Annotated in this window: 15 protein-coding genes; 4 read left to right on the top strand and 11 right to left on the bottom strand. The window is 62.9% G+C overall.

Features of this window, described 5'->3' with window-relative positions; all coding sequences use genetic code 11:
* The first annotated feature begins 1 nt into the window (after window position 1).
* Entirely contained in the window at window positions 2-1,531 is a 1,530-nt protein-coding gene (trpE, locus tag ATN00_RS09125) for an anthranilate synthase component I (protein ID WP_062064111.1), read from the top strand.
* A gap of 13 nt (window positions 1,532-1,544) precedes the next feature.
* On the opposite strand, the gene ATN00_RS09120 is transcribed toward trpE, so the two are convergent.
* Window positions 1,545-2,270 carry an extensin-like domain-containing protein gene (locus ATN00_RS09120; RefSeq protein ID WP_062064109.1) on the bottom strand — a complete coding sequence of 242 codons (726 nt, stop codon included), beginning with the start codon at window positions 2,268-2,270 and terminating at the stop codon, window positions 1,545-1,547.
* A gap of 2 nt (window positions 2,271-2,272) precedes the next feature.
* On the bottom strand, window positions 2,273-3,037 hold the full coding sequence (locus ATN00_RS09115) for an NUDIX hydrolase (RefSeq protein ID WP_062064107.1): 765 nt from the start codon (window positions 3,035-3,037) through the stop codon (window positions 2,273-2,275).
* A gap of 454 nt (window positions 3,038-3,491) precedes the next feature.
* On the opposite strand from ATN00_RS09115, the gene ATN00_RS09110 reads away from it, so the two are divergent.
* Complete coding sequence (locus ATN00_RS09110; RefSeq protein WP_062064105.1) at window positions 3,492-4,505, top strand: transglutaminase-like cysteine peptidase; 1,014 nt, start codon at window positions 3,492-3,494, stop codon at window positions 4,503-4,505.
* Between the two features lie 6 nt (window positions 4,506-4,511).
* Here ATN00_RS09110 and ATN00_RS09105 read toward each other — a convergent pair whose 3' ends face one another.
* The 6 genes from ATN00_RS09105 to ATN00_RS09080 are packed head-to-tail and all read right to left on the bottom strand — an operon-like array spanning window position 4,512 to window position 20,416.
* Entirely contained in the window at window positions 4,512-5,801 is a 1,290-nt protein-coding gene (locus ATN00_RS09105; protein WP_062064103.1) for an HlyD family type I secretion periplasmic adaptor subunit, read from the bottom strand.
* On the bottom strand, window positions 5,798-6,823 hold the full coding sequence (locus ATN00_RS09100) for a cell wall hydrolase (protein ID WP_231746433.1): 1,026 nt from the start codon (window positions 6,821-6,823) through the stop codon (window positions 5,798-5,800). The genes ATN00_RS09105 and ATN00_RS09100 overlap by 4 nt, the downstream gene beginning before the upstream one ends.
* On the bottom strand, window positions 6,820-8,991 hold the full coding sequence (locus tag ATN00_RS09095; RefSeq protein WP_062064102.1) for a type I secretion system permease/ATPase: 2,172 nt from the start codon (window positions 8,989-8,991) through the stop codon (window positions 6,820-6,822). Before ATN00_RS09095 ends, ATN00_RS09100 begins: the two co-directional genes overlap by 4 nt.
* Before the next feature lie 37 nt (window positions 8,992-9,028).
* Window positions 9,029-10,417 (bottom strand): TolC family protein, encoded by a 1,389-nt coding sequence (locus ATN00_RS09090; protein WP_062064100.1) that lies wholly within the window; start codon window positions 10,415-10,417, stop codon window positions 9,029-9,031.
* Window positions 10,418-10,433: 16 nt separating this feature from the next.
* Window positions 10,434-11,147, bottom strand: a complete 714-nt coding sequence (locus tag ATN00_RS09085; protein ID WP_197413708.1) for an OmpA family protein — start codon at window positions 11,145-11,147, stop codon at window positions 10,434-10,436.
* Window positions 11,148-11,197: 50 nt separating this feature from the next.
* Window positions 11,198-20,416, bottom strand: coding sequence for a beta strand repeat-containing protein (locus ATN00_RS09080; protein ID WP_062064098.1), 9,219 nt, complete (start codon window positions 20,414-20,416; stop codon window positions 11,198-11,200).
* 419 nt (window positions 20,417-20,835) lie between these two features.
* Here ATN00_RS09080 and ATN00_RS09075 point away from each other — a divergent pair, with 419 nt between their 5' ends.
* Together ATN00_RS09075 and ATN00_RS09070 are read left to right on the top strand one after the other, a co-directional pair.
* Window positions 20,836-22,557, top strand: a complete 1,722-nt coding sequence (locus ATN00_RS09075; RefSeq protein WP_156415250.1) for a sensor histidine kinase — start codon at window positions 20,836-20,838, stop codon at window positions 22,555-22,557.
* Complete coding sequence (locus ATN00_RS09070) at window positions 22,557-23,189, top strand: response regulator (RefSeq protein WP_231746432.1); 633 nt, start codon at window positions 22,557-22,559, stop codon at window positions 23,187-23,189. Before ATN00_RS09075 ends, ATN00_RS09070 begins: the two co-directional genes overlap by 1 nt.
* 37 nt (window positions 23,190-23,226) lie before the next feature.
* Here ATN00_RS09070 and ATN00_RS09065 read toward each other — a convergent pair whose 3' ends face one another.
* Genes ATN00_RS09065 through ATN00_RS09055 form a run of 3 tightly spaced genes read right to left on the bottom strand, consistent with a single transcriptional unit; the run spans window position 23,227 to window position 25,282 of the window.
* Window positions 23,227-23,742: an A24 family peptidase gene (locus ATN00_RS09065; RefSeq protein ID WP_062064092.1), complete on the bottom strand. Its 516-nt coding sequence runs from the start codon at window positions 23,740-23,742 to the stop codon at window positions 23,227-23,229.
* On the bottom strand, window positions 23,739-24,512 hold the full coding sequence (locus tag ATN00_RS09060) for a tetratricopeptide repeat protein (protein ID WP_062064090.1): 774 nt from the start codon (window positions 24,510-24,512) through the stop codon (window positions 23,739-23,741). The genes ATN00_RS09065 and ATN00_RS09060 overlap by 4 nt, the downstream gene beginning before the upstream one ends.
* Complete coding sequence (locus tag ATN00_RS09055; RefSeq protein ID WP_062064088.1) at window positions 24,509-25,282, bottom strand: tetratricopeptide repeat protein; 774 nt, start codon at window positions 25,280-25,282, stop codon at window positions 24,509-24,511. Before ATN00_RS09055 ends, ATN00_RS09060 begins: the two co-directional genes overlap by 4 nt.

Raw genomic sequence — 25,282 nt, 5'->3', positions numbered from 1 at the left:
GATGACGGCAGCGGCGGGGCAGACGGCGACAGACGGCATCGCGACCGCGCGCGAGGCGCTGGCGCAGGGCAAATCCGCTCTGGTGTGGCGGCGGCAGATTGCCGACACCGACACGCCCATTTCCGCTGCCCTCAAGCTGTTCGAGCCGGATCGCGGCGACTTTCTGCTGGAATCGGTGGAAGGCGGCGCGGTGCGGGGACGTTACAGCCTGATCGGGCTTGCCCCCGACCTTGTGTTCCGGGCGCAGGGGCAACAGGCGGAGATCAACCGCCAATGGGCGACCGACCGCGATGCATTCGTCACGCAGAAGGCGGGCGCGCTCGACGCCCTGCGCGCGCTGGTGGCGGAATGCCGGGCGGAGATGGACCCGGCGCTCCCCCCCGCGCTCGCCTGCCTCGTGGGCTATTTCGGCTATGAGACGATCGGACTGGTGGAAAAGCTGCCCCGTCCCGATCCCAATCCCATCGCCATCCCCGACATGCTGTTCGTGCGGCCGACGGTCGTGCTGGTGTTCGATCGCCTCGCCGACGCGCTCTATCTTGTCGCGCCGGTGTGGAAGGAAGATGTGAGCGATACCGACCGCGCAATTGCGGAAGCGCTGGACCGGATCGACGCGGTCGCCGCCCGCCTCGCAGCGCCGATCCCACAACAGGGCGCGTCGGCCGACATCGCCGACATCACGCTGACCCCGGTGCTGGAGCCGGACCGCTATGCCGCGATGGTCCATCGGGCGAAGGATTATATCGTCGCGGGCGACGTGTTTCAGGTCGTGCTGGCGCAGCGTTTCACCAGCCCCTTCACTCTGCCGCCCATCGCGCTCTATCGCGCCTTGCGGCGGATCAACCCCTCGCCCTTCCTCTATTATCTCGACCTCCCCGGTTTTGCGCTGATCGGCTCCAGCCCGGAAATACTGGTCCGCGCGCGGGACGGGGAAGTCACCATCCGTCCCATTGCGGGCACGCGCCCACGCGGGAAAACGGCGGTGGAGGATGCGGCCAATCGCGAAAGCCTGCTCGCAGATCCCAAGGAGCGAGCGGAGCATCTGATGCTGCTGGACCTGGGCCGCAACGATGTCGGCCGGGTCGCGGCGGCGGGCAGCGTGACGGTCACGGACAGTTATACCGTCGAGTTCTACAGCCATGTCATGCACATCGTGTCGAACGTCGTCGGCCGGATCGCGCCCGGCAAGGATGCGCTCGATGCCCTGTTCGCGGGATTTCCGGCAGGCACCGTCTCCGGCGCGCCCAAGGTCCGCGCCTGCCAGATCATCGCGGAACTGGAACCCGAAACGCGCGGCGCCTATGCCGGATGCGTCGGCTATTTCGCGCCGGACGGCAATATGGACAGCTGCATCGTCCTACGCACCGCCGTGCTCAAGGATGGCGTCATGCATGTGCAGGCGGGCGCGGGCATCGTCGCCGACAGCGAAGCGGCCTATGAACAGCGCGAGTGCGAAGCAAAGGGTGGTGCACTGTTCGCCGCCGCGCGCGAAGCCGTGACGCTGGCCCGCGATTCCGGCTTCGGGCAGTAAAGTCCAGCCCGTCCTAACGGCACGCCCGCCAGCCGGTCGCGCCCCGTTCCGCCTGATCGAGGTGAAGGTGGTCGCGATGCGCCGCATTATAGTCGGGCGACAGCACCGTGGAGAACAAGCCGCAGGCCCCGTCCCGCACCGCGCGCAGGAAGGCCGCGTCCTTTCCCTCCCCGTTCCAGTCCGCCGCCACGGTGATCCTGCGCCCATCGTCCAGTACAAAGCCCGCTATGTCGATGGCGTCGGCAGTCGCATGTTCGCTGAACGCCCCCGTGTCGCGTCCATACATGCGGCGACAGCTATAGGCGCCGAAATGCGTGACCGTTCGCACCGGCTGGCCCAGCAGGCGCAGCGCGGCGGGCTGGACCACATGCCATTCCCATAGCCTGATCGCCGCCGCGACGGGACAGGACGGCGCGACAGACGCGGGCGACAGCGCGATGGCTTCCCGATCAGGGGCAAGGCGCACGCTGTCGCGAAAGGCGCAGCGCCCTTCCCCACCCGGCGGCATGGCGCGATAGGATATTCCAGCTTTGTCCAGCAGCGCCCGGCACAGCGCGGAATCGCGGGTCAACGCGGCCAGCTTGCGCCCGGTGAACAGTCCGACGGGCTGGGCAAGGTCGAGCTTCGTCCAGGGCAGATCCTGCGGCCGCTGGCGGATGAAAGCCCATCCCGCCAGCAACAGCGCAAGCAACAGGAGCAACAGGGCGAGCCGACGCATCAATCGGAATCTGGGACGCATCCCTAATGGCGCAAAGCGGTCGCAACCGGCTCCGACGTGACCGGATAACCCAGATATGTGGGAATGCATAAATGCGGCACGCCGTCACGATCCTCGATCCACGGCCTCACCTTGTCCGGCGGCGTCGCGGCGGCATGGGCGGCCAACGCGTCAAACGTGTCGAACTGGGCCAACCGTTCCAGATTGCGGCGAGTGGGAAAGAGGGTGCGGCCTTCCCCTCTCGCGCAGCGCGCCAATGTCGCGCGGGCGCTGCTCCAGAACAGGCGGGTGTTTTCGGTCGCGTCCACGCTTCCTTCCTGATCGTCGGGCGCCTTTGCCAGATAGAAACGGGCGTCAAAAATCCGCGCCGTCCTGACCGTGGGCAGCCAGCGCGTAAAGGGCACGAGCCGGTCCAGCGCCAGTTCCAGCCCATGGGCATCCACCAGCGCGGCCATGTCCGCGCCATCCGCCAGCGCCCGGCGCATCGCGGCCAGCAGGTCCGGTGCGGGTGGCGCGACAAAGCCTATGCCAAGACCGCTTTCCTCCAGCGTTTCGCGAATGGCAGCGATCCGCGCCGCCGCGTCGTCCAGTTCCAGCCCGTTGGCAAGGCGCGCCGCCAATGCCCGGTCCCCGTCGTCCACGGCCCCGCCCGGAAACACCAGCGCGCCCCCTGCAAAAGCCATGCTGCGCGCTCGCTCCATCATCAGGATGTCCGCCGGGCCTTGCGGCCTGTCGCGCACGACCACCACCGTTGCAGCGGGCCGTGCCAGATATTCCACGTCTGTCATGCTGTCCGATCTACGCTCCATCGGCGGCGACGGTAAAGGCCCGCCTGCATTTCCGATGCAGTGAAGATTTGCGAGAATCTTCCCGACTCGTGGAATATTCAAAGGAAAATGGTGGAGCCGAGGGCGGATTAGTCCTCAACCGTCTCTTGTATGAACATCAACCACTCACGCGCTTCGGGCATAACGACAATGCGATAGCCCATGATCAATCGCGTTTGGCGGTGCGCTCTTGGCGAGCCATAAGCCCAGCATCACATCGTCCAGCGGTAGTCCTCGTTGAGGGTCGGCCTTGTAGGCATCATAGGAAGGCCACGCCTTGCGCCATCGTTAACCAAGATGCCTCACCGAATTTTATGCTTCGTTCGCCATATCGAGCAGCATGTCTCGCTTTGTGTTCCTACCGGCGTGCCGCCTTACATGTGGCCTTTTGTTGGTCGCCGCCAGCGGACCTGCTATGGCGCAGAACCCTGCATCATCGTCCCGCATCCTTGCCAATGACATGATGAAGCCGCCGGCCATCGAGACCTATGCCGCCGTTTCCGCAAAGGCGAGGCTGGCGTCGGATCTGTTCGGCGGCTCCAATCGGCTTGCGGAAATCAGCGCAAGGCAGTCGATAAGCGTAGAAGCAGAGGCCCAGCCGCTCACCCTATCCTTCACGGCCATGCCTGTCGTCAATAACCAGCGGATCGCCGAATATGCGAACAAACTCCCCGGCTGGCAGTTGCTGGGGGTGACGCTTGTGCTGGATCGTCCAGCCCCGCTTTTCCGCACGCCTGACCTGATGCCCGCATTCATGCGGGGGCTGACGCCGGAAAGCCCTCCTCAACCCGCCCCAACGGCGGCGGCAGTTCAGCCAGCGAACTCCTTCACCGCTCTACCGCGATCCACACCCACTTTACTTTCGTCCACCCCACGATCCGGCCAACCGGACATTTTTGGATCGGTGGCGCTGCCCATAGGCCGCACATCGCTGGACCCGAAATGGGCGAGCGCATCGCAGCCCCTTCCTCGCGCCGGCATGTGGAGCACCCTCGTCCACAGCGCCAGACAGGCCGGACGCCAGCAACAGGCCGAGATGGTCAATCGCTGGGTAAACCAGCGCCTGCGCTTCACAGATGACAGGATCGGAGCGGACCGCTGGGCTGCGGCCAGCCAGTCGCTCCAGCAGGGCAAGGGTGATTGCGAAGACTATGCCATCGCCAAAATGAAGCTGCTGGAAGCCGCGGGCTTCGACCAGCGGTCGATGTTCCTCGTGATCGTCAAGGATCTTGTCCGTAGGGCGGACCACGCGGTTCTGGCGGTACGGATTGATGGAGAACTGCTGGTGCTCGACAATATGACGGACAGGGTTTTGCCGTCTTCGCAGATCAGCGACTATCGCCCGATCATGAGCTTCAACACCTATGGCCGGTGGACGCACGGCTACCGGGTGACGACGCCCCGTACCGCGCAGTTCGCCGCGCGATAAGGGCGATCACCGCTCTCTCAGCGCCTCCTCACGCGCTTTCATCACCGGTTTCAAAAGGTAGGCGAGCACGGACTTGCGGCCCGTCAATATCTCCACGTCGCATACCATGCCCGGCGTAATCGGCAGGCGGTGACTGCCCGATCCCAGCCAGGCGCGGTCGGTTTCCACCACGACAGTGAAATAGGCTTCCCGCGTCGCTTCGTCATAAACGCTGTCGGCCGACACTTGCTGCACCGTGCCGCTTAATCCCCCATAGATGGAGAAATCATAAGCCGTCACCTTCACAACAGCCCTATCTCCCACCTTGATGAAGGCAATGTCATTGGGCTTGACGCGAGCCTCAACGAGCAGCTTTTCGCCGACGGGGACGATTTGCATGATCTTCTGCCCGGGACTGACGAAGCCGCCAATGGTCGTCACCTGCACATCGTTCACCACGCCATCGACCGGGGATCGAATTTCCGCCCTTTGCGCCCGGCCCCGCGCCCCCCGCAAGGATTCGCTGTTAACGGCGATTTTCGCTTCCAACTGGCTGCGTTCGTTCAGCGCGTCCTGCTTGAACTGGAAATTGGCCTCAGCCAGTTGGGCCTGCGCTTCGCGGATGGCGGCGGCGGCACGCGACGCCTGCTGGCGGGCCGCGTCGAGACGACCCTGCGCGTCCACAAGCTCGCGACGCGCGTCCAGCAATTCGGTCTGCGGAACGATCGACTTCGCCGCCAGCGGCTCCAGCATCTCCACCCGTTTACGGGAAAGCTGCACGCTGCCGCCCAGACTGTTAATAGTCGCCTGCGCTTCGCCCATTTCGCGGCGGCGCTGCTCCACTTGCGCGGACAGGCCGGCCTGACGGCTGCGCAAGGCCGAATCGCGCACTTGCGCCAGCGCTTGTTCCTGCTGGCATTCGCTGCTGATGCGCCCGTTCGCACCGGGATCGCAAACGGTGGACGCACCCGTTCCCTCATTGGCCAGACGGTCGGCACGTGCGGTCAGGGATCGTGTTTCTGCCTGAATCTGTCCCAGTTCCGATGCCAGCATCGCGTCATCCAACCGGACAAGCAACTGACCCTTGGCAACCTTCTGCCCGGACCGGACCAGGATTTCCTCGATCGTGGTGGGTTCGGCGCTCTGGATGACCTGTGCCTTGCTGGACGGGATCACGCGGCCCTGCCCATGGGTCACTTCATCCACCGATGCGAGGCTCGCCCACAGAAGAAAGACGATCATGCCGCCGCCGCTATAGAGAATGACCTGTTGGCTGCCGGACTTTCCGCGAAGCCAGGCGATCCAGCGCGCAATCATGGGTTCACCCCTTTTTGTCCTTGTCCGTCGGCCAGCGCCATAGTCCGGCCAGCAGGCGCACCGCTGCCCTGTTGGGCAAGCATGGTGTCGAGAGAGCCACGCGTCTGCGAAGGGTCGGGAATGGAAAGTTTCCATCCCTTGCTGGGATCGAGCCGCCCGCCCAGATCGTTCGCCGCGCGCCGTTCGGGCAGGGCAGCGACCGACGGATAGTCGATCTGCGGCTCCGCAAGCTTTGCAAAGCGCGCCGGGTCTAAAACCGGTATATGCTCGCCGCCCGCATAATGGCCGGTAAAAGCACGGGGCAAACCCCAGCCGCCCGGCCAGCGATAGAAGATGTGCGCCCCGATCTGCGCGATCTTGGCAAGGTGCGGCGCCCAGCGCGGAAACACATAATCGGCATGATAGTGGGTCGCGGTACCCACGCCCGGATAAACCTTGCCAGCCAACGCCTGCGCGGCGATGCGGCGCGCCTTTTCCCACAAATCGGGTAAGGGCCGCCTCGCCAGCGCTCCGTCGCAAACGAAGCTGAATTGGCACACCGCAGCGTCGAACCGTTCATAAACGACGCCACACACCGTCTTGGCGAAGGCGGGATGCCGCACGCGGTTCAACACGACCTGCGCCACCGCTCGCTGCCCGTCCTCCGGCTCCCGCGCTGCTTCATAATAAATGGCTTGCGTCAGGCATTGCAGCGCACGTTCATGGTCCGCTTCCGCACCGGTCGCCACCCGAAAGGACGCCGCCGGGCGGATGGCGTCGCTGGCGAAGCGAAGACGGCTGTTTTCCTGCCGCGCCGCATCGCCCTCCACCCCCTCGGCAACTTCGGCCTCTTCAGTCAGTTGGACCAACGCCGCATATTGACGAGGTATGATGCGCCCGGATGGCGCAATGCTAACCGCAATGCCCGGCTCCGCCGCCCTTTCCGGGCCGAAGTTCCACAGGGCGGCCATAGCGGCCAGTGCCGCCGCCGGAGCCGCCAGCAAGGCGCTGCGGAACAGCGGGCGTGAACCTACCCTGCTCATTGCATCTTTCCCTTGGAAAGATCCTGAAGCTGCCCGATGATGCGGTCTCGCGGGCCATCGGCCACCACCATACCCTGATCAATTACCAGAACACGGTCGACCAGATTGAGCAACCCATGCCGGTGGGTCGACACGATCAGGGTTTGATCCGGCTGCAACGCCTTTTCGAGATGATCGATGAAGAGCGTCTCGGTTTGCTGATCCATCGCGCCGGTCGGTTCATCCAGAAACAGCAAATGGCACGGGTCAACTAGCGCGCGTGCCAGCACCAGGAAGCTGCGCTGCCCGCCGGACAGGCGGCTGCCGCGTTCCCCGATATGCAGATCAAACCCCGCGGCATCCCGGCCGAAGAAACGCCCCGCACCCGAACGCTCCAACGCCTTCAGCAACCGTTCATCGTCCGCCTGATGCGCGCCAAGCATCAGATTTTCGCGAATCGATCCACTGAACAGTTCCGCATCCTGCCCGACATAGCGGAAGGCGGAGCGCAGTTCGTGTGGGTGATATTGGCGGCTGTCGATATCATCCACCAGCATCAGTCCGTCGCTGGGCGGATAAAGCCCGCACAACACCCGGCCCAGCGTCGACTTGCCCGACGCGACCCGGCCGATGATGCCGATCCGCTCGCCCGGTTCGATATGCAGATTGATACCCCTCAGGCTCGGCTGGCTTGCTCCCGGATAGGCGAAAGCCATATCCTGCGCGGTTATCGCCCCTTTGCGGAATTTCGGAATGATGCCGCGCGCACCATCAAGCCGTTCGTCAGGCTGGTCGATCAGCGTTTGCAGGCTATCGAGCGTGGTCATCGCCTGCCGCGCCCGTACGATCACGAAGGCCAACTGCCCGACCGGAGCGAGCGACCGCCCGGCCAGCATCACGATGGCGATGATCGCGCCCATCGTGATGTCGCCTGCCGCGAACATGTAGAAGCCTCCGATCACCAAGGCGATGCTCGTCACCTGCTGGCACAGCGCGGCCAGGGTTACGGAGGTCGCGCTCAAACGACGCAGTTTCTCCTGCGTCACGGCGCTCATCCGTGCATAGCGCCGCCAGCGGTCCAACATCCGCCCCTCGGCCCGGCAGGCCTTCAGCGTTTCGATGCCGCCAATGGCTTCAACCAGGGTGGAGCTTTGCAGACTGGCGTCGGCCTGGGCGTCACGCGACAGGCGCCCCATCGAGCGCTGAAGGAAATAGCCCGCCGTCGCCATGATCCCCATCATCACAACCGGCACCATCGCGAGCCAACCGCCCAGCAGGGCGATCAGCCCCACAAAGACAGCAAGGAATGCTACGTCCACGATCAGGACGACTGTGGTCGAGGCAAAGAATTCCCGCACCAGTTCGAATTCCGACACGCGCCGCGCCAAAGCGCCGGTGCTGCCAGCCCGGTTGGTGAGCGGGACATTCAACACCCTTTCAAAGAGGCGCTGCGACAGTCGTTCATCAATCTGCCGCCCCGCTTCATCGACCAGCCGCGCGCGTGCCAGGCGAAGCGCGAAATCCAGCATGAAGGCGAGCAGCACGCCGACACCCAGCACCCACAGACTCGCCGCCGCCTTGTTGGGGATGATCCGGTCATAGACGTTCATCGTGAAAAGCGGCAGCGCGAAAGCCAGCAGGTTGATGATCGTCGCCGCCAGCATGACGTAGAGGAAGGAACCGCGCACACGCCACACTTCCCGCCAGAACCAGTGCTGGCGCACCCGTTCATCCCACGGCCGTTCCTCGGCGCGCTCGCGCCCATGATCGGCCATGACGACCAGAGCTTCGCCCGTGAAACGGTGGGCGAGCTGGTCCGATGCCACCCAGATCGGTTCGTCCATGCCAGGCAGATGCACCAGCGCATCACCACCCTGCACATCCATGAGCAGCAGATAGCGCCCCTCTGTCAGTGGCAGGATGGCGGGCAGATCATGCGCCCGCCATTTGTCCAGCCGTCCCCGCACATGATCGGTCAGCAACCCGACCTGATCGAGCGCGGCCTCCGCCTGATGAAAGGGCAGGCGTCCCCTCTCATCGAGCGCAAGTCCCGCCCGCAGGCCGATGATGGCAGGCGAACGGTCGAAATGCCGCGCCACATCGGCGATACATTCGACCAGTTCGTCATCAGACGTCAGCGCATCGCCCAGCCATTCGGCCAGACCGCTCACACGGCTTCGTTTCAACATTTTCTACCCCGCGGCGCTTTCGCGCCCCTGTATGAACTCAGCCCGGATAACGGCGTCTCTGCAATTCGGCAGGGGGCAGGTCGGGCACATGATATTTCTTGCGCGCATAGGCATCCGCGCCCGTAGGCGCCGCCAATCCCAGAGCGTCCAAAAGTTTATTGGATGCTGCAAGAATTTGATATTGCGCGAATATCTCGGAAAAACGAGCCGTTTCAGACCGCACCTGCGTATTGAAGCGAGTGTTCTGGGAATCCAGCACGTCGAGCAACGACCGCCGCCCCACATTGAACTGTTCCCGATAGGACACCAACAGCGCGTCGGACACCGTGCCCTGCCGCTGCAGGTCCACCAGCCGCTTCTTTTCCGTATCCCAGCGGTTCCAGGCGGTGCGGACATCATCTTCCGCCTCGCGCTGGCGCTGGCTAAGGCGGAAGCGCGCTTCGCTGGCCCGCCGGTTCATTTCCTGCACCTTGGCGCGATTGATACCGCCATTATAGAGCTGCCAGCGCAGGACCACCCGGCCTTGCACATCATTGGTGTTGCCGCGGAAACCGTCCACATCCTGACCGACCCGGCCGCGGCCTTCCAGTGTTACCGTCGGCCCGAGTTCCGCTTTCGCTTCATCCACGACGGCATGGGCAGCCTGAATGTCCGCCTCCGCTTCACGGATCAGCGGATTTTCGGTGCGGGCAGATGCGATGGCTTCGTCCAGCGTCGGCGGCACGGCGGCTGTCACGGAATCCGGCATCGCCACCTGATCGATGGACAGGCCGGTCAGGGTGCGGAAGGAAATGGCGGCATTGACCATATCCTGTTCCGCCTCGCTCTTTCGCACCAGTGCCGACTGAAGCCGTTCCTCGGCCTGCTGCTGATCGGCGATGCTGATGGAACCGCGCGAAACGCCTTCGTTCAGGTCGCCCAGCAGCTTCCGGTGAAAGGCGATATTATCTTCCGAAGCGGCGACGATCCGCTGCTGGAGCATATAGTCGAGATATTGGCGCGTGACATTCAGCGCCACGAACTGCGCCCGTTCTCCGACACGCAGGGCCGCGCCGTCCGTGCGCGCCGCCTGCCGCCGCTTTTCCGCGCTGCGATAGCCGGAATCGAACACGGTCTGTTCAATGACTCCGTTGGCTTCCAGCGGATAGAGCGTCTGGTCATCAAGGTTCAGCGAACGGCGCGTGCGGTTTTCCAGGCGGCGGACGCCCGCCGACCCTTCGACGCTGATGCGCGGCAGGAACAGGCCCTGTGCCTGCTCGCGCTCAAATTCGATCGCTTCCTTGTTCTGGATGGCCTGATTGATCTCAGGATGACTGTCGATCGCTGTTTCGATTGCGCTTTTGAGGTCCGTCGTCTGGGACCAGGCCGCTCCGCTCATCGCCGCGATACCAAGAGCAATCAGGCTGCCGCATGTCTTAATGGTCATTTTCTCCACCCCTTGTTTATTGTGCTGTCGCGGCAGTCACTTCGACCCGACGGTTCATCGGTTCGCGGACGCCATCCTGGGTTTCGATTTTCAGCAGCGTTTCGCCGCGCCCATCCACGGTCATGGAGCCGGCCGGTATGCCCGCCTGTTCAAGCATGGATGCGACATTGCGCGCACGGCGCAGGGACAGGCTGTCATTATAAACGTTGGTGCCCGACGTGTCAGTGTAGCCCGTCACGGTCAGGTTCGCCCAACCGCACTGGGCAGCGGACTGGGCCAGCGTGGTGATCGTATCCGCACCTTCGGGGAGCGGCACATCCTGGTTCCAGTCGAAGAAGATTGACACCGCCGGCGCCGATACACAGTCCAGCGCGGGTGGGGCTGGCGGCGCAGGAGACGCCGGCGGCGGTGGCGCCGCCGAAAGGCGGGCCACAAAGGCGTCGCACTTGTTGATGCTGTCGGCATCCTTCGTGCCGGATTTCAGAAAACCCAGCGCGATGCCGCACTGATTCTTGCCTTCGACCGCCCAGGTGAAACGGCTATCCTGCGCCGCGCGCGTCGCCGGATCGCCGACCGCCGCGACCGCTATATCATAGCGACTTTGCAGCTCTCCCTTGAGCGATGATTTATCCAGTTGCAGCAAGGGCGAAGCTGGCGCCGCCCATGCCGTCAAAGGCATCATGACAGCCGCCACGCTGACCGATGCGATCATTCCGATCCCATATCGCATAACTACTCTCCCCATATTCCCCGCGAGACAGTGTAATTCCCGGCCTTCCGTCAGCCGTGCGCGACAGCCATCGCCTCGTGCATGGCCATCGCGGCGTCGAATGCCCCGCCCGCGCCATGCGCGAGCGCCGCCAGATGCCCGCCGTCGAGCAATTCAGCCGCACCCGCGTTGAAGAGCGGAATGGCATGCGGCCCGGCCGGAAGCGCGGCGAGCAGCGCTTCGATATTCGGCGCATCGCCTTGGCCCAGTGCCTCCGTTACGACCTGCGCGGCTGTCGCGGCATTGTCCGCGATCGCGGCTTGATGGGCGGGCAGCATCGCCGCCGCACCATCGAAATTCGCCAGGTTGATCGGTTGCGCCAGCAGCGCCTGATGTTCGAGCGGCGCGGACTGATCCGATCCGCCTGCATTGTCAGCCGATGCGGTGGCCGCCCCGTCACCTCCGGCAAGACCGGCATGATCGACGGATGCCTCCTCCGCGCCATGACTCGTCCGTTCGGCCGCTTGTGTCTGAGCGCCGTCACGCGGATCGTCAGCCAATGCATCCGAAGGCGAGGTGGTGGCTGAAGCGATTGGCGTGAGCGCTTCGAATCCGCCCTGAGCGGCCGCCAACTGATCGGCGTCACCTGCCCGTGCCCCGTCCTGATGCTGCACGAGAGGATCAACATGTTCGGGAGCCAGCTTAAGGTCGGCCGCCGCGATGAGGCTCGCCGCGATCAGCGCCTGATTGAGTCCCGACGCCACCGTCGATGCCGCCGCGATCTTGCTGCTGTCGGTGTCCCTGGTCGCGGTGGCAAAGACGACATCGCCAACAGCGCCGGTGCTTCCGTCCGTCTTTGTGTAGGTCGCTTCACCCACCACTTTCACATCGCCATTGGCGGTCGTATAGGCCTGCCCGTCCGATATGAGCTGGATCGACTGGATGCCCGCATCGGTCAGCGAGACATATTCGCCCGCATCGACCTTTCCATCGCTGTTGGCGTCCTGCCACACGCCGAATTCGTTGAAGGCCGCGTCGCCCGCGTCAAGCAAGCCGTTGCCATTGCTGTCATAGGCAAGGCGCAGGCCTTCAAGGTCACTGGTCGCGCCAGCAACATCGTCCGCGAAGTTCACATCGTAGCCGCCTTCCGTGGCATGAGCCAGCAGCCCGTCGTCGGAAGCCACCCAGGCCGTGGCCACTTCCCCGCTGCCGTAATCATGACTCACACCAGCAGCCAGACCCAGGAATTCCAGTCCATCACCGTCAAGGTCGAAGGCTATCGGAGGAATTGGGGATGGCGTCGCATCGACGAAAACCCCGATAGTGATCGGTGCCATGGGATCGCCGTCGCCATCCGTTCCATTCACCTGGAAGGCAAGATTCTGATCCGTGGGCAGGACAAGCCTTCCCACACTGACCGCGGTCGAAAACCGCACAGCGCCATTCGTATCTACATTTTCGATCCGGAACTCGCTGAACTGAATCGTCGGATCGACTGTGATCTGCCCTGCGGCATTCGCCGTAAAGCTACCGCTTTCCGTGGCCGCTATACTGCCGTTCGAATTATAGCGTATCGCCGTCCATGTGAAATCAACTGGTCCATGCTGAACCTGCTGAACACCGAATGTTATGGAGTCGAGCAGATCAGGATTGACCCATGCGGGATCATTGCCAACGGTTCCTGGGTTGTGGAACTCCATGGAAAACCATTCGCCGGGATCAGTCCACTGGTTGTCAACGCCAAAGCCCGGCGTGCTTGCATTGACACCGTTGGTTCCATTCGACTGGAACTCAACCCGCCCCGCTTCATTGACGCCGGTCGTTGCAGAATCATCCGCCAATTCCCGGAAACCCGGCCCGCCCGCACCAAGAGACGCGAAGGAAATCGTTTCCGTCGTCACCTGTTCGGCATTGATCAGGTCGAACCGATAGGAACCGTCTGCATTGACCGTGAGCTTGAACAGATCATCGGCCGTTCCCGGCGTACCTCCTCCACCGACTTCCGCAAGCAGTTCAGTCCTCAGAAACTGACCCGTCATGGGATTGAATACATCCGTTTCTGTGTAGTGAACGCCGGCGATTGTCGGACCGGTAATATTGAAGCCGGACGATGACGCGCCATCGGCCCCGAAGTGCATCGAGAACTGGCCCGTTGCAAAGTTGCCATTCACATTATCGACAGTGATGAGTTCAGGGCCGCGCGCTTCGCCCGCAGTTGCCAGAGCCACCGGAACATCGTCGGACACGGTCAGGTTGACCGTGGCGGTGGCGCTGTCGCCATCCTGATCGGATGCCACCACACCGATATTGCCCAGCGCCACCAGATCATCCAGATTGATGCCGGGGTGGCTGTCATAATTGTCGAGCAGCGTCGCTGTCACCGTCACGGTGCCGTTCAGCCCCGCTCCGATAGAGGCAGGCGCCGACAGCGCCAGCGACACGATCTTCGTGCCGGTGCCCACAGGACCGTCCCAGCCCTCGATCAGCGTGCCCGACACACGGTTCCACGTCAGACCGCCGCCCAGCGCGCCGGTCCCCGCCGCAAAGGCAAAGCCCGTCAGCGCATCCGATCCGGCCGTGAAGCTCACCGTGCCTGACGCAAAATCAGGGTTGCCGGGCGTCGTCCCGTCCGCCAGATTCTGATCGTCCAGCGCCAGGGTGAGCGGACCGCCCGCCGCCGGCCCCGCGCCATCGGCAATGGCGATGGTCTGCGTGTCCTGCGCCACGTCGCCGTCCGCATCCGTCACCTTCACCGTGAAGCTCAGCGACGGATTGAGGTCATTGTCCAGATTGTTGCTGGAGACAAAGCTCCATGTCCCATTGGCGTTGACCGTCAGCGTGCCCAGCCCCGTATTGATCGGCGCACCGATGGCATAGCTGTTCGCGCCCACCACCACGACCGTACTCGCGCCCGGCTGGTCCGCGCCGATCACCTGCGACCAGGTGCCCGTCGCCGCCGCCCCTTCCACAACACTCGTCTGGCCATCGACCATCAACGTCGGAACATCGTCGGACACGGTCAGGTTGACCGTGGCGGTGGCGCTGTCGCCATCCTGATCGGATGCCACCACGCCGATATTGCCCAGCGCCACCAGATCATCCAGATTAATGCCGGGGTGGCTGTCATAATTGTCGAGCAGCGTCGCTGTCACCGTCACGGTGCCGTTCAGCCCCGCTCCGATAGAGGCAGGCGCCGACAGCGCCAGCGACACGATCTTCGTGCCGGTGCCCACAGGACCGTCCCAGCCCTCGATCAGCGTGCCCGACACACGGTTCCACGTCAGACCGCCGCCCAGCGCGCCGGTCCCCGCCGCAAAGGCAAAGCCCGTCAGCGCATCCGATCCGGCCGTGAAGCTCACCGTGCCTGACGCAAAATCAGGGTTGCCGGGCGTCGTCCCGTCCGCCAGATTCTGATCGTCCAGCGCCAGGGTGAGCGGACCGCCCGCCGCCGGCCCCGCGCCATCGGCAATGGCGATGGTCTGCGTGTCCTGCGCCACGTCGCCGTCCGCATCCGTCACCTTCACCGTGAAGCTCAGCGACGGATTGAGGTCATTGTCCAGATTGTTGCTGGAGACAAAGCTCCATGTCCCATTGGCGTTGACCGTCAGCGTGCCCAGCCCCGTATTGATCGGCGCACCGATGGCATAGCTGTTCGCGCCCACCACCACGACCGTACTCGCGCCCGGCTGGTCCGCGCCGATCACCTGCGACCAGGTGCCCGTCGCCGCCGCCCCTTCCACAACACTCGTCTGGCCATCGACCATCAACGTCGGAACATCGTCGGACACGGTCAGGTTGACCGTGGCGGTGGCGCTGTCGCCATCCTGATCGGATGCCACCACACCGATATTGCCCAGCGCCACCAGATCATCCAGATTGATGCCGGGGTGGCTGTCATAATTGTCGAGCAGCGTCGCTGTCACCGTCACGGTGCCGTTCAGCCCCGCTCCGATAGAGGCAGGCGCCGACAGCGCCAGCGACACGATCTTCGTGCCGGTGCCCACAGGACCGTCCCAGCCCTCGATCAGCGTGCCCGACACACGGTTCCACGTCAGACCGCCGCCCAGCGCGCCGGTCCCCGCCGCAAAGGCAAAGCCCGTCAGCGCATCCGATCCGGCCGTGAAGCTCACCGTGCCTGACGCAAAATCAGGGTTGCCGGGCGTCGTCCCGTCCGCCAGATTCTGATCGTCCAGCGCCAGGGTGAGCGGACCGCCCGCCGCCGGCCCCGCGCCATCGGCAATGGCAATGGTCTGCGTGTCCTGCGCCACGTCGCCGTCCGCATCCGTCACCTTCACCGTGAAGCTCAGCGACGGATTGAGATCATTGTCCAGATTGTTGCTGGAGACAAAGCTCCATGTCCCATTGGCGTTGACCGTCAGCGTGCCCAGCCCCGTATTGATCGGCGCACCGATGGCATAGCTGTTCGCGCCCACCACCACGACCGTACTCGCGCCCGGCTGGTCCGCGCCGATCACCTGCGACCAGGTGCCCGTCGCCGCCGCCCCTTCCACAACACTCGTCTGGCCATCGACCATCAACGTCGGAACATCGTCGGACACGGTCAGGTTGACCGTGGCGGTGGCGCTGTCGCCATCCTGATCGGATGCCACCACGCCGATATTGCCCAGCGCCACCAGATCATCCAGATTAATGCCGGGGTGGCTGTCATAATTGTCGAGCAGCGTCGCTGTCACCGTCACGGTGCCGTTCAGCCCCGCTCCGATAGAGGCAGGCGCCGACAGCGCCAGCGACACGATCTTCGTGCCGGTGCCCACAGGACCGTCCCAGCCCTCGATCAGCGTGCCCGACACACGGTTCCACGTCAGACCGCCGCCCAGCGCGCCGGTCCCCGCCGCAAAGGCAAAGCCCGTCAGCGCATCCGATCCGGCCGTGAAGCTCACCGTGCCTGACGCAAAATCAGGGTTGCCGGGCGTCGTCCCGTCCGCCAGATTCTGGTCGTCCAGCGCCAGGGTGAGCGGACCGCCCGCCGCCGGCCCCGCGCCATCGGCAATGGCGATGGTCTGCGTGTCCTGCGCCACGTCGCCGTCCACATCCGTCACCTTCACCGTGAAGCTCAGCGACGGATTGAGATCATTGTCCAGATTGTTGCTGGACACAAAGCTCCATGTCCCATTGGCGTTGACCGTCAGCGTGCCCAGCCCCGTATTGATCGGCGCGCCGATGGCATAGCTGTTCGCGCCCACCACCACGACCGTGCTCGCCCCCGGCTGGTCCGCGCCGATCACCTGCGACCAGGTGCCCGTCGCCGTCGCCCCTTCCACAACACTTATCTGGCCATCGACCGTCAACGTCGGCGCATCGTCCAGCACCGTCACATTGATATGATCCGTGGGCGACACGTCCCCATCGCTGTCCGTCACGCGAACCGCAAAGCTGTCGCCCGCCTTGGGATCCGCCGCGCCGCTGATGCCGTCGCCATCGCCCGGATCATTGTCGGGATGGGTCGGGTCATTATCGGTAAGCGTATAGCTGTAGCTGTAATGCCCGGCGCCATCGGACGTAACGGTCAATTGTCCGCCAGCGCCCGCCACCACGATCGGCGATCCGGCGGTGGCCGCGGTCACGTCGATCCAGTTTCCATCCTTGTCCTGCACCGCAACCTTGGCCAGCGCATCCCCGCCAGTGGCGATGGTCATGGTGCCGCTGTCGGTTTCCAGATCGCTTGCTGCCTGCGTCCCGTCCGGCAGGCCCGCTTCCGATACGGTAAGATCGGAAACCCGCACCGTGGGTTCCGAATCCCCCGCCAGCGTGATCGTCACCGTGGCCGTGGACTGATCCCCGTCTCTATCCGTGATCGTATAGGTAAAGCTGTCCTGCCCCTCCGCGCCTGCTGCGGGCGTATAGAGGAAGACGCCATTGCCCTGATAGACCACCGTGCCCTTGGCGGCGGCGCTTTCCAGAACCACGCCGCTGGCAAGGTTGACGCCGTCCGCACCCGCCACGTCATTGGCGAAGACATTGATCAACACCGGTGCATTTTCGCTGGGCTGCGTCGCGCTGTCGTCATTCGCGACCGGAACGTCATCGACCACGCGAATGTCGAGGCTGGCATTGTCCGTCGATCCGTCCGTGTCGGTGACGATCACCGCGAAGCTCTCGGTCAGGCTCCCGTCATTGCCGCCGGTGTGCAGCAGGGTGTTGTCGTTCAGCGTATAGGTGTAGGAAACTTCGCCGCCAATGACATCGCCGTCCGCGCCGATCACGGGCGTGAAGCCGGTGATCTGCAAACTGCCATAAGCGTTGGAGATCGTCGCTCCGGTGAAGGCGCCGTTCGCGAAGATCGACTGGCCGCCGACCGTGATCGTCGACACGCCGTCCAACGCGCTCAGGGTGAAGCTGCCGGTCTGGGCCAGCGCCGCCGCGTCGGGCGAACTGCCCTCGGCCAGATCATTCTCGAAGACGGTTTCTTCCGCGCCCTGTCCATCAAGGCCGGTAATGGTCACGCCGTCATTGCGGCCCTGAATGGTGATGGTCAGCGTCGCGGACGAGGTGTCTCCATCCCCGTCAGTCAGCGTATAGGTAAAGGTTTCGGTCAGGGTCTGATTCGAATCCAGTCCCTGAACGACGCCATTCCCATTGTTCAGCACATAGCGGTAGCTTCCGTCCGCTTCGATCTGAAGCGTGCCATAAGCGCCCGCGATCAGGGCACCTACAGCGCCTGCCGTGCCCCCAAAGGCAATGCCCGTGACAGCCGCGCCATCCGCGCCCGGCACATCCGCGACGCCATCTGTCCCATTAGCGTCCGTGCCGCCCGAACCCGTCATGACATTGCCGTCGGCTACCAGCGGTCCGTCTTCCCGCACGGAATCGACGTCATTCGCCGCTGTCGGCACATCGTCGAGGATGGTGATGACCAGCGTGTCGGTGGCGCTATCGCCATCGACGTCGGTGATGGTCACCTGAAAGCTGTCGGTGACATCGTCGCCGGTCGTACTGTCCGTCAGCGTATAGGAATAGTCGATCCCACCATCCGTCAGGCCGGTGATCGTCAGCACGCCCTTGTCGGTGACGATGGTCTGTCCGGGGGCGGTGACGACCGTGCCATTGATCGTAATCGTCGACGGACCATCGGGTGAAGAATAGGTGATCGTGCCGTTTGTGGTTTCTACATCCGCTGCGGCGTTGGAACCGACCGGATCGTCCAGCCCGGCTTCATCGACCACCGTTCCATCCCCCACGCGGGGAATGGAGATGATGACGACCTGGCTGTCGGCTATGTCGATCCGAAGCGTCGCGGCGCTCAGGTCGCCATCCCCATCCCGCAGCGTGTATGTGAAGCTGTCGCTGACGCCGCCTGGCGTGCCCGCCGCGCGGACATAGCTGTAGCTGCCATCGGCGTTGAGCGTCAGCGTGCCATAAGCACCGGCAATCGCCGTGCCCACGCTTCCCGCCGCGACCTGCGCCGTTCCCCCGGCACCTGCGGCCACGCCCGCCACGACCGCCCCATCAGCGCCTTTCACATCAGCGCCGGCAGCCCCGGATACAGTCCCCGCTCCGGTAATGACATTGCCGCCTTCCGGCCCATAGCTGCCCGCCGCGACGCCATCTACGTCGTCATGGGCCGTGGGCACATCATCGACGATCCGGATATCCAGCGTTGCACTATCGCTCGATCCGTTGCGATCGGTGGCCACCACGTCGAAGCTCTGGAAGAGACTGTCCGCCCCCGGCGTGCTGTGATCCAGACTATTGTCGGTCAGCACATAGGTGTAGGTGAACGTACCGGCCGTCACCGCGCCCCCCGCCTCGGAGGTCGGAGTAAAACCCGTGATGGTCAATGTGCCCTGTGGCGTCGTGATGACCTGTCCGGCCACGAAGCCACCATTGGACAGCACCGCCACGCCACCGATGGTGACGGTCGCCAGCCCATCGGCCGCGGCGATGGAAAAGGATCCCTGCTGCGTCAGCGCCGCCGCGTCGGGCGAACTGCCGTCCGCCAGATCGCTTTCCAGAACGACCTCTTCAGCGCCGTTCACGCCCGGATCCCGATCCAGCCCTGTGATCGTGACGCCGTCATCCGCGCCGTTGATGGTGATGGTCAGCGTCGCGGTCGACGTGTCGCCGTCCCCATCGGTGATGGTGTAGTTGAAATTTTCCGTCAGGGTCTGGCCTGGGACCAGCGCCTGAACCGCCGGATTTCCATTGGCCAGCGTATAGCTGTAACTGCCATCGGCGTTGAGAGTGAGAACACCATAGCTGCCCTGGAAAGTGCCGGTGGTCGAAACCACCGCACCATCGGCACCCTGCACATCGGCCACGCCGTCCGTGCCATTGGCGTCCCCGCCACCGACCCCCGTCAGCACGTTGCCATCCGCGACCAGGGGACCGTCCTCGGTCACGCTGTCGACATCGTTGACGGCGGTCGGAACGTCGTCCGCAATGAAGATGGTGAGCGTGGCGGTGGCCTGATCGCCATCCGCGTCGGTAACCACGACCGTGAAGATTTCGGCCGGAGGCGGGCCGATGATGTTGTCGGTCAGGGTATAGCTGTAACCGATCGTCCCATTGTTCATGGACGTGATGGTCAGGACACCAATATCCGTCGTGATCGTCTGCCCCACGGCGGTCACAACAACGCCGTTGATGGTCACTGTCGCTGGCTGATCCTGCGACGAAATGACGATGGTGCCGCTAGTTGTCTCGCTATTGCCTGCCGAGGCGGAACCGGCGGGTTCACCTTCGCGCGGCCCCAGCCCCGCTTCACTAACGTTCGCGCTCGCATCGCTGACACCCGCCGGTTGATTTGGTGTGACAATCGTTACTTCCGGCTGATCGTCGTCGTCGGGCGCGACGGGGATGATTTCACGCTGTTCGGGCTGCGTGAAGACAAGCTCGGTCGGTGGCAACAGATCGCCTAGTCCATGACGGTCACCGATGTCCCCTGGAGGACCGGCGAAATTGCCGCCGGAGCTTTGTGGGGGACCAGCCGCGGGTTGCGGCTCTTCGCCGACCAGCAGCGCGGCAAGGTTGATGGTGGGAACTTCGACGTCGCCAAGAACAAGCCGTGGCACGAACACCGCACCGTCCTCGATCAATATTTGGGTGCCATCCGGCAACGCCACCACCAGATCACGGCCGACCACATGGATCTGGTTCAGGTCCGTTCCGGCGGGCAGGACAACCACGCCGTCCGGCCCGGGGGTGATGTGCTGCATTCTGCCGGGTTGTGACATCGCCATCTGTACACGCAATGCGGCGGACACCTCATTGCCCAGTGCTGGCTGACGATCATCGGCTGCAGAGACATCCCAATCGCGCTCGAAATCCATCTGACTTCCCCAACATGTCGTTGCGGGGCCCTGGAAAGCAGCGCGCGGAAAACCAATCACCCGAATGCGTCAAGGCGTCGGGATCGTATTTTGCCGCGTTTTTTGGCATTAGCGGATCAGCTATTGCCCTTTTTGCGCTATCTTTCGCTGGATCGACTTTCCAAAGTCACCCAACCCCGGATTAATCATTATTAAAGTGTTTTATCTGACCCGATATCCAATCCTAAGATAAGGCAAATCCAGAGTCATGCTAATTCAAGTTTTGTTAACCATTTTAAACGACTTGCTATAGGAAAATTACTTTGGTTATATTGCGAAAGATATAGTTTTTTATTTATCATCTATACCTTTCATACTATCGGCGCCACCTGTCATGGTTAACCGTCGATACCGAAACGAACGACTCGGAGAAGGGCGCAGTGGAACGACTCGCAAGGCTTTCAGGACTGACTTTGGGTCGCATAGCGGCATGGGTCAGCCGCTCGCCCATGATCATCCTGGCCGTCGCGCGGATTGCCGTGGCCTTCCTCGCACAGACGAGCCTGGAGGCCATTGGCGGCCAATATCCGGACATGGCGCCGACTCTGGTTTATGTGTCGTTCGCCCTTCTGGCCTGGGCAGTCCTTTTCCCGGCGGTCCTGTTCCTGCCGACGCGGATCGAAATGGCCGTCCGACCGGTGATCCTGTTGATCGATTTCCAATTGCTGATGGTGATCGTTGCGCTGCTCCGACAGTTGGAACTGCCAGCGCTGGGGGCCACGCTCATCCTTCTCTGGGCGGTGCATGAACGGCTGGGGAGAACGATCGCGACCATGATCGCGGGAGGCGTGATCCTGCTGGTGCTCTTGCGCCATCATTATGAGCCATGGGGGATGCACGCATTTCGTTCGGACATATTGATCAAGATCGATGGCGCGACCGTGCTGATCGGATGTTTGGGCGCGCTGGCGCTCATGGGCGTGATGGTGCGCCGCGGACACTTGCAGCATTGGGCGGACCGGCTTCAGGCCGTAGGTGGCAATATGCACAGCCTGCCTACCTCAGCCCTGCTGGAGGAGCTGTCACGCATCGGCGACGCGCGCAAGGTCGGGCTGATCTGGCGTAATCTGGACAACGGCGAAGTGCGCTGCTTCGCATGGGACAGCGGCGCCTGCGATACGCCCAGCCTGCCCGACGCGCTCGTATCGGAACTGTTGAATTCCCGGATTGCCGACACGCCGTTCCTGTTCAACCGGCAATCGGAGGAAGTGCTCGTCAGAAACAGCATAGGCACGCTGCGTTTCCGATCGGTGCCGGAATTGATCGAGGCGCAATCCCGCATTTTCGGCATGGCTTATGGTGTCGGCTTTCCTATCGCCGCCGGAGATATTTCCGGCACGGTGCTCATCGAAACACGCCATGGCTGGACCGCCGGCGCCCTCGATCAGCTGGTTTCCATTCAGGAAGGCGTCGAATCCTTTTTCGAGCGCTTCTACTTCCTTTCCGCCTGGCGCGAGCGGTCCTTTGCGGAGGCTCGGCAGGCATTGAGCCGCGACCTGCATGACAGCGTGCTACAGACGCTGGCGGCGATGCGGATGCGTCTGGCCACGATGCGCGGTCAAATTGAAGGGCAAAAGCCGATCGACATCACGCGAGACATACAAGACCTGGAAGATCTGGTCATCCGCGAGCAAGCTGAACTGCGGGCACTTCTGAACGAAAGCGCCCGCACCGTGCATGAGCGGCAGGACCTTGTCGCGCGGATCAGGCAATGCGCCGTGACCGCCTCAAGCCAATGGGGCATCGATTGTCATCCGCTCTTCGATCAGGACGAAATCCTCGTATCCCGCACCATCGCCATCCAGGTCGAATTCCTCATCCGCGAGATGGCAGCCAACGCCGTCCAACATGCCAAGGCGCGTAGGCTATCAATCGCCATATCTGTCGCGGATGGCCATCTGATGATTGCATTTCGCGATGATTCCGGACGGCGCAAAGGTGAAATCCCGCTTACAGACGACGGTAAGGAGTTGATTGTGCAGTCCCGTTCCCTGACGCAGCGATTGACTTCCATTGGAGGAAGAGCTTATTTTGACAAACTGGACAAAAGCTCCCTGTTAAGTATTCAGATACCTATAACCAAAGATAGGTCGTCAATATAATGGCCAAGCTTATCGTAGTCGACGATCATCCAATATTTCTGGATGGCCTCACTCAATTTCTGAAAAGCAATGGCCACGATGTTCTGGGCAGTGCCAAGTCGGAACGGGAAGCCATGGAACTTGTCGCGAGCAAGGAAGCCGACATCCTCATCCTGGACCTCAGCATGAAGGACGGGGGCGGCCTGTCCGTCCTCGGTGAAGTGCGCGCCAGCGGATATTCAATGCCCGCAATCTTTCTGACCGTTTACATTTCCCCGGCGCAGACACTGGCCGCGGTCGCAATGGGTGTGAACGGTATCGTGCTCAAGGAAAGTGATCCGCAGGAATTGCTCGCCTGCATCGCCAAGGTCGAAGCCGGCGAAAATTGCATCGACCCAGCGATCATGGACAGGGCGTTGCGCTACAGCGTCAATGCCAAGAGCAAGAAACCCAAGTCCGTCCACCTGCTGACCGAACGGGAGAAGGAAATTTCGCAACTCATTCGCGCAGGTCTGCGTAATCGAGCCATTGCTGAAAAATGCGGCCTGACCGAAGGCACGGTCAAGGTCCATCTGCACAGCATTTTCCAGAAGCTTGGCGTCAAGTCGCGCGCCGAACTGATCGTTTCGATGATCCCCGAAGAAACGCACTAAACGCAAAGATTGCGTCTTCGAGCACGTTCGTTGCCTGTCAATTCACTCGCATATAGGACGGAAGTCCACCGGCAGGCGATGGATGCGGCCCGTAAAGATACAGGCAGGCAATCACGCCTGCGGCAATGGCCAAGCCGTAGGGAATCGGTCCCTTAGCTTTCAAGGCAGGATTTCCACCCTCCTTGTTCCCGGCTGGGACAAGCCGGCGCAACAGGATGAAAACCAGCGCCAGCATACCGCCCAATATCGTTACATGGACGACCAGAGGCAGCAGACCCTTGAACGAGAACCACAGGGCGCTCGCCGCCAGCAATTTCACATCGCCGCCACCAAGCCACTGGCGGGAAAAGAAGAAGGCCCCCATCCCCAGCACGACAAGGAAGGACAGCGCGTTGGACCACAAGGCCGCAGTAAAGCCGACAACGGCCACCCACGCGCCGAACAGGAGGATCAGCGCCACGGGAAAGGCATTTGAAATCCGCAACATCATAACATCCTGCACAGCGGCCAGGATCAACAGCAGCGTCACCAGAGCCAGAATGATATGCGTCATGGTTCCCCCTTCTTTTCCTCGATCCCGGCAGCGAATGCCTGCATCTGCCCCGCCCGCCGAACGGCATCGGCCAGACGCAGCGCCTGATCCTCCCCAACCGGTTCCACAGCATCCCGCAAAGGCAATCCAGCTTTCGCCCGCGCGCTATCTTCATTGTTGCGATAGCGAGGGTTTGATCCGTCCCGGCTCACCGCTTCGGCGAACAGATTGGCCGCCTCTTTCGCCCGCCCTTGCCGCAGCAGAGAGACGCCATAATTATTGGCGATGCGTGCCGGGCGATCCGTCAGGCGGAAAGCCGTTTCATAAGCCGAACCGCTCCTGGCCCATTGCTGGCGCCGGTCATAATGGAGTGCCAGCGCTTCCCATCCCTGCCATGTGCCGGGACATTGGCGGACCGCGTTCAACAGATGAGGCTCCGCCTCCTCCACCTTCCCGCCCCGGTCGAGAAGATCGCCCACAAGCCGCGACAACCGGCAGGAACGATATCCCGCCGCCTCCACCTTTTCCAATGCCGTCAATGCCGCTTCCGGCCGTCCCGCGGCCGCCAGCAATTGCGCTTCGATCACCGCCAGCCTGGGTGTGTCCTGCTGCGGCGTTCGCTTGAGCATCGCCGCAACCTGCACGAACCGGCCCGCATCCGCCGCCTCTTCGATCTGATCGAGAAAAACGCTGTCCGGACTGCCATCCGATGCCTCGGCCACATCTTCCGCCCGCACGATGGCGGAGAACAGCGCGCCGCTCAGCGCAAGCAGGGCCAGCGCGGCTTTCACCCTCCGGCCTCCAGAGTGCGGATGCGCGTCCACAGCCGTGCGAACGCCCGGTCCCTGCGGCCTGCGGCGTTGATCGACAATTTCTCCCCCTCACCAGCCGTTTCCGCAACGGGCGTTTCAGGCGCGGTCTTGTCCGGCGCCGCCTGCTTGTCCGTCTTGTCCGCCGCTGGCCTGTCGATGATCTTCACGGTGATGCTGTTCGCCCATATACCCAGCGCCACCGATTTTTCGGGAAGCGCCGTCGCAAGCCGAACTTCGCCGTCGGACTGACGGCTGAGGTGCGGTCCCGGCGCCGCCATTTTCTGCGCCTCTCCCTCGGCCGAAACGGATCGTTCCGCTATCTGGGCCAGACTGACCCGCGGCGTTGAGCCGATCTGTCCCAACAGCACATTGGCGTCTTCCATCCGCCCCTGCCGCTCCAGGCTAAGCGCATAGTTGCGCCTTACTTTCGTACTGGCGGGATCAAGGGACAATGCCAGTTCGAAGAAGCGGTTACTCAAGTCATGCCGTCCCAGTGCGGCGTAGCTGACCGCAAGCCCATTATAGACATCCGCATTGTCCGGCTGAGTACGCAAAAGCTGGCGATAGGTTTCGATCGCCAGCGCATATTCCCCGCGCCGGAACAGGGCTTGGGCTGACGCAACATCGGACGGCCGGATGGCATTGCCGCCCATTGCGCGCACCTCCACCTTCTTGCCGCCCGAAAAGGCCGAACATGCCGGCAGGGTTCCTGCGGCGAACATCAACAGGATGCAACTGGCTCTGCTCAT

The sequence above is a fragment of the Sphingobium baderi genome (assembly GCF_001456115.1).
GTDB classification, from domain to species: Bacteria; Pseudomonadota; Alphaproteobacteria; order Sphingomonadales; family Sphingomonadaceae; genus Sphingobium; species Sphingobium baderi_A.
The sequence above is the reverse complement of the archived record's forward strand: the minus strand, read 5'-3'. Positions and strand labels throughout refer to the sequence as shown.

Coding starts and splice junctions, on each gene's coding strand:
- trpE (WP_062064111.1), top strand. CDS start 2: ATGACGGCAGCGGCGGGGCAGACGGCGACAGACGGCATCGCGACCGCG.
- ATN00_RS09120 (WP_062064109.1), bottom strand. CDS start 2,270: ATGCGTCCCAGATTCCGATTGATGCGTCGGCTCGCCCTGTTGCTCCTG.
- ATN00_RS09115 (WP_062064107.1), bottom strand. CDS start 3,037: ATGACAGACGTGGAATATCTGGCACGGCCCGCTGCAACGGTGGTGGTC.
- ATN00_RS09110 (WP_062064105.1), top strand. CDS start 3,492: ATGGCGCAGAACCCTGCATCATCGTCCCGCATCCTTGCCAATGACATG.
- ATN00_RS09105 (WP_062064103.1), bottom strand. CDS start 5,801: ATGATTGCGCGCTGGATCGCCTGGCTTCGCGGAAAGTCCGGCAGCCAA.
- ATN00_RS09100 (WP_231746433.1), bottom strand. CDS start 6,823: ATGAGCAGGGTAGGTTCACGCCCGCTGTTCCGCAGCGCCTTGCTGGCG.
- ATN00_RS09095 (WP_062064102.1), bottom strand. CDS start 8,991: ATGTTGAAACGAAGCCGTGTGAGCGGTCTGGCCGAATGGCTGGGCGAT.
- ATN00_RS09090 (WP_062064100.1), bottom strand. CDS start 10,417: ATGACCATTAAGACATGCGGCAGCCTGATTGCTCTTGGTATCGCGGCG.
- ATN00_RS09085 (WP_197413708.1), bottom strand. CDS start 11,147: ATGCGATATGGGATCGGAATGATCGCATCGGTCAGCGTGGCGGCTGTC.
- ATN00_RS09080 (WP_062064098.1), bottom strand. CDS start 20,416: ATGGATTTCGAGCGCGATTGGGATGTCTCTGCAGCCGATGATCGTCAG.
- ATN00_RS09070 (WP_231746432.1), top strand. CDS start 22,557: ATGGCCAAGCTTATCGTAGTCGACGATCATCCAATATTTCTGGATGGC.
- ATN00_RS09065 (WP_062064092.1), bottom strand. CDS start 23,742: ATGACGCATATCATTCTGGCTCTGGTGACGCTGCTGTTGATCCTGGCC.
- ATN00_RS09055 (WP_062064088.1), bottom strand. CDS start 25,282: ATGAGCAGAGCCAGTTGCATCCTGTTGATGTTCGCCGCAGGAACCCTG.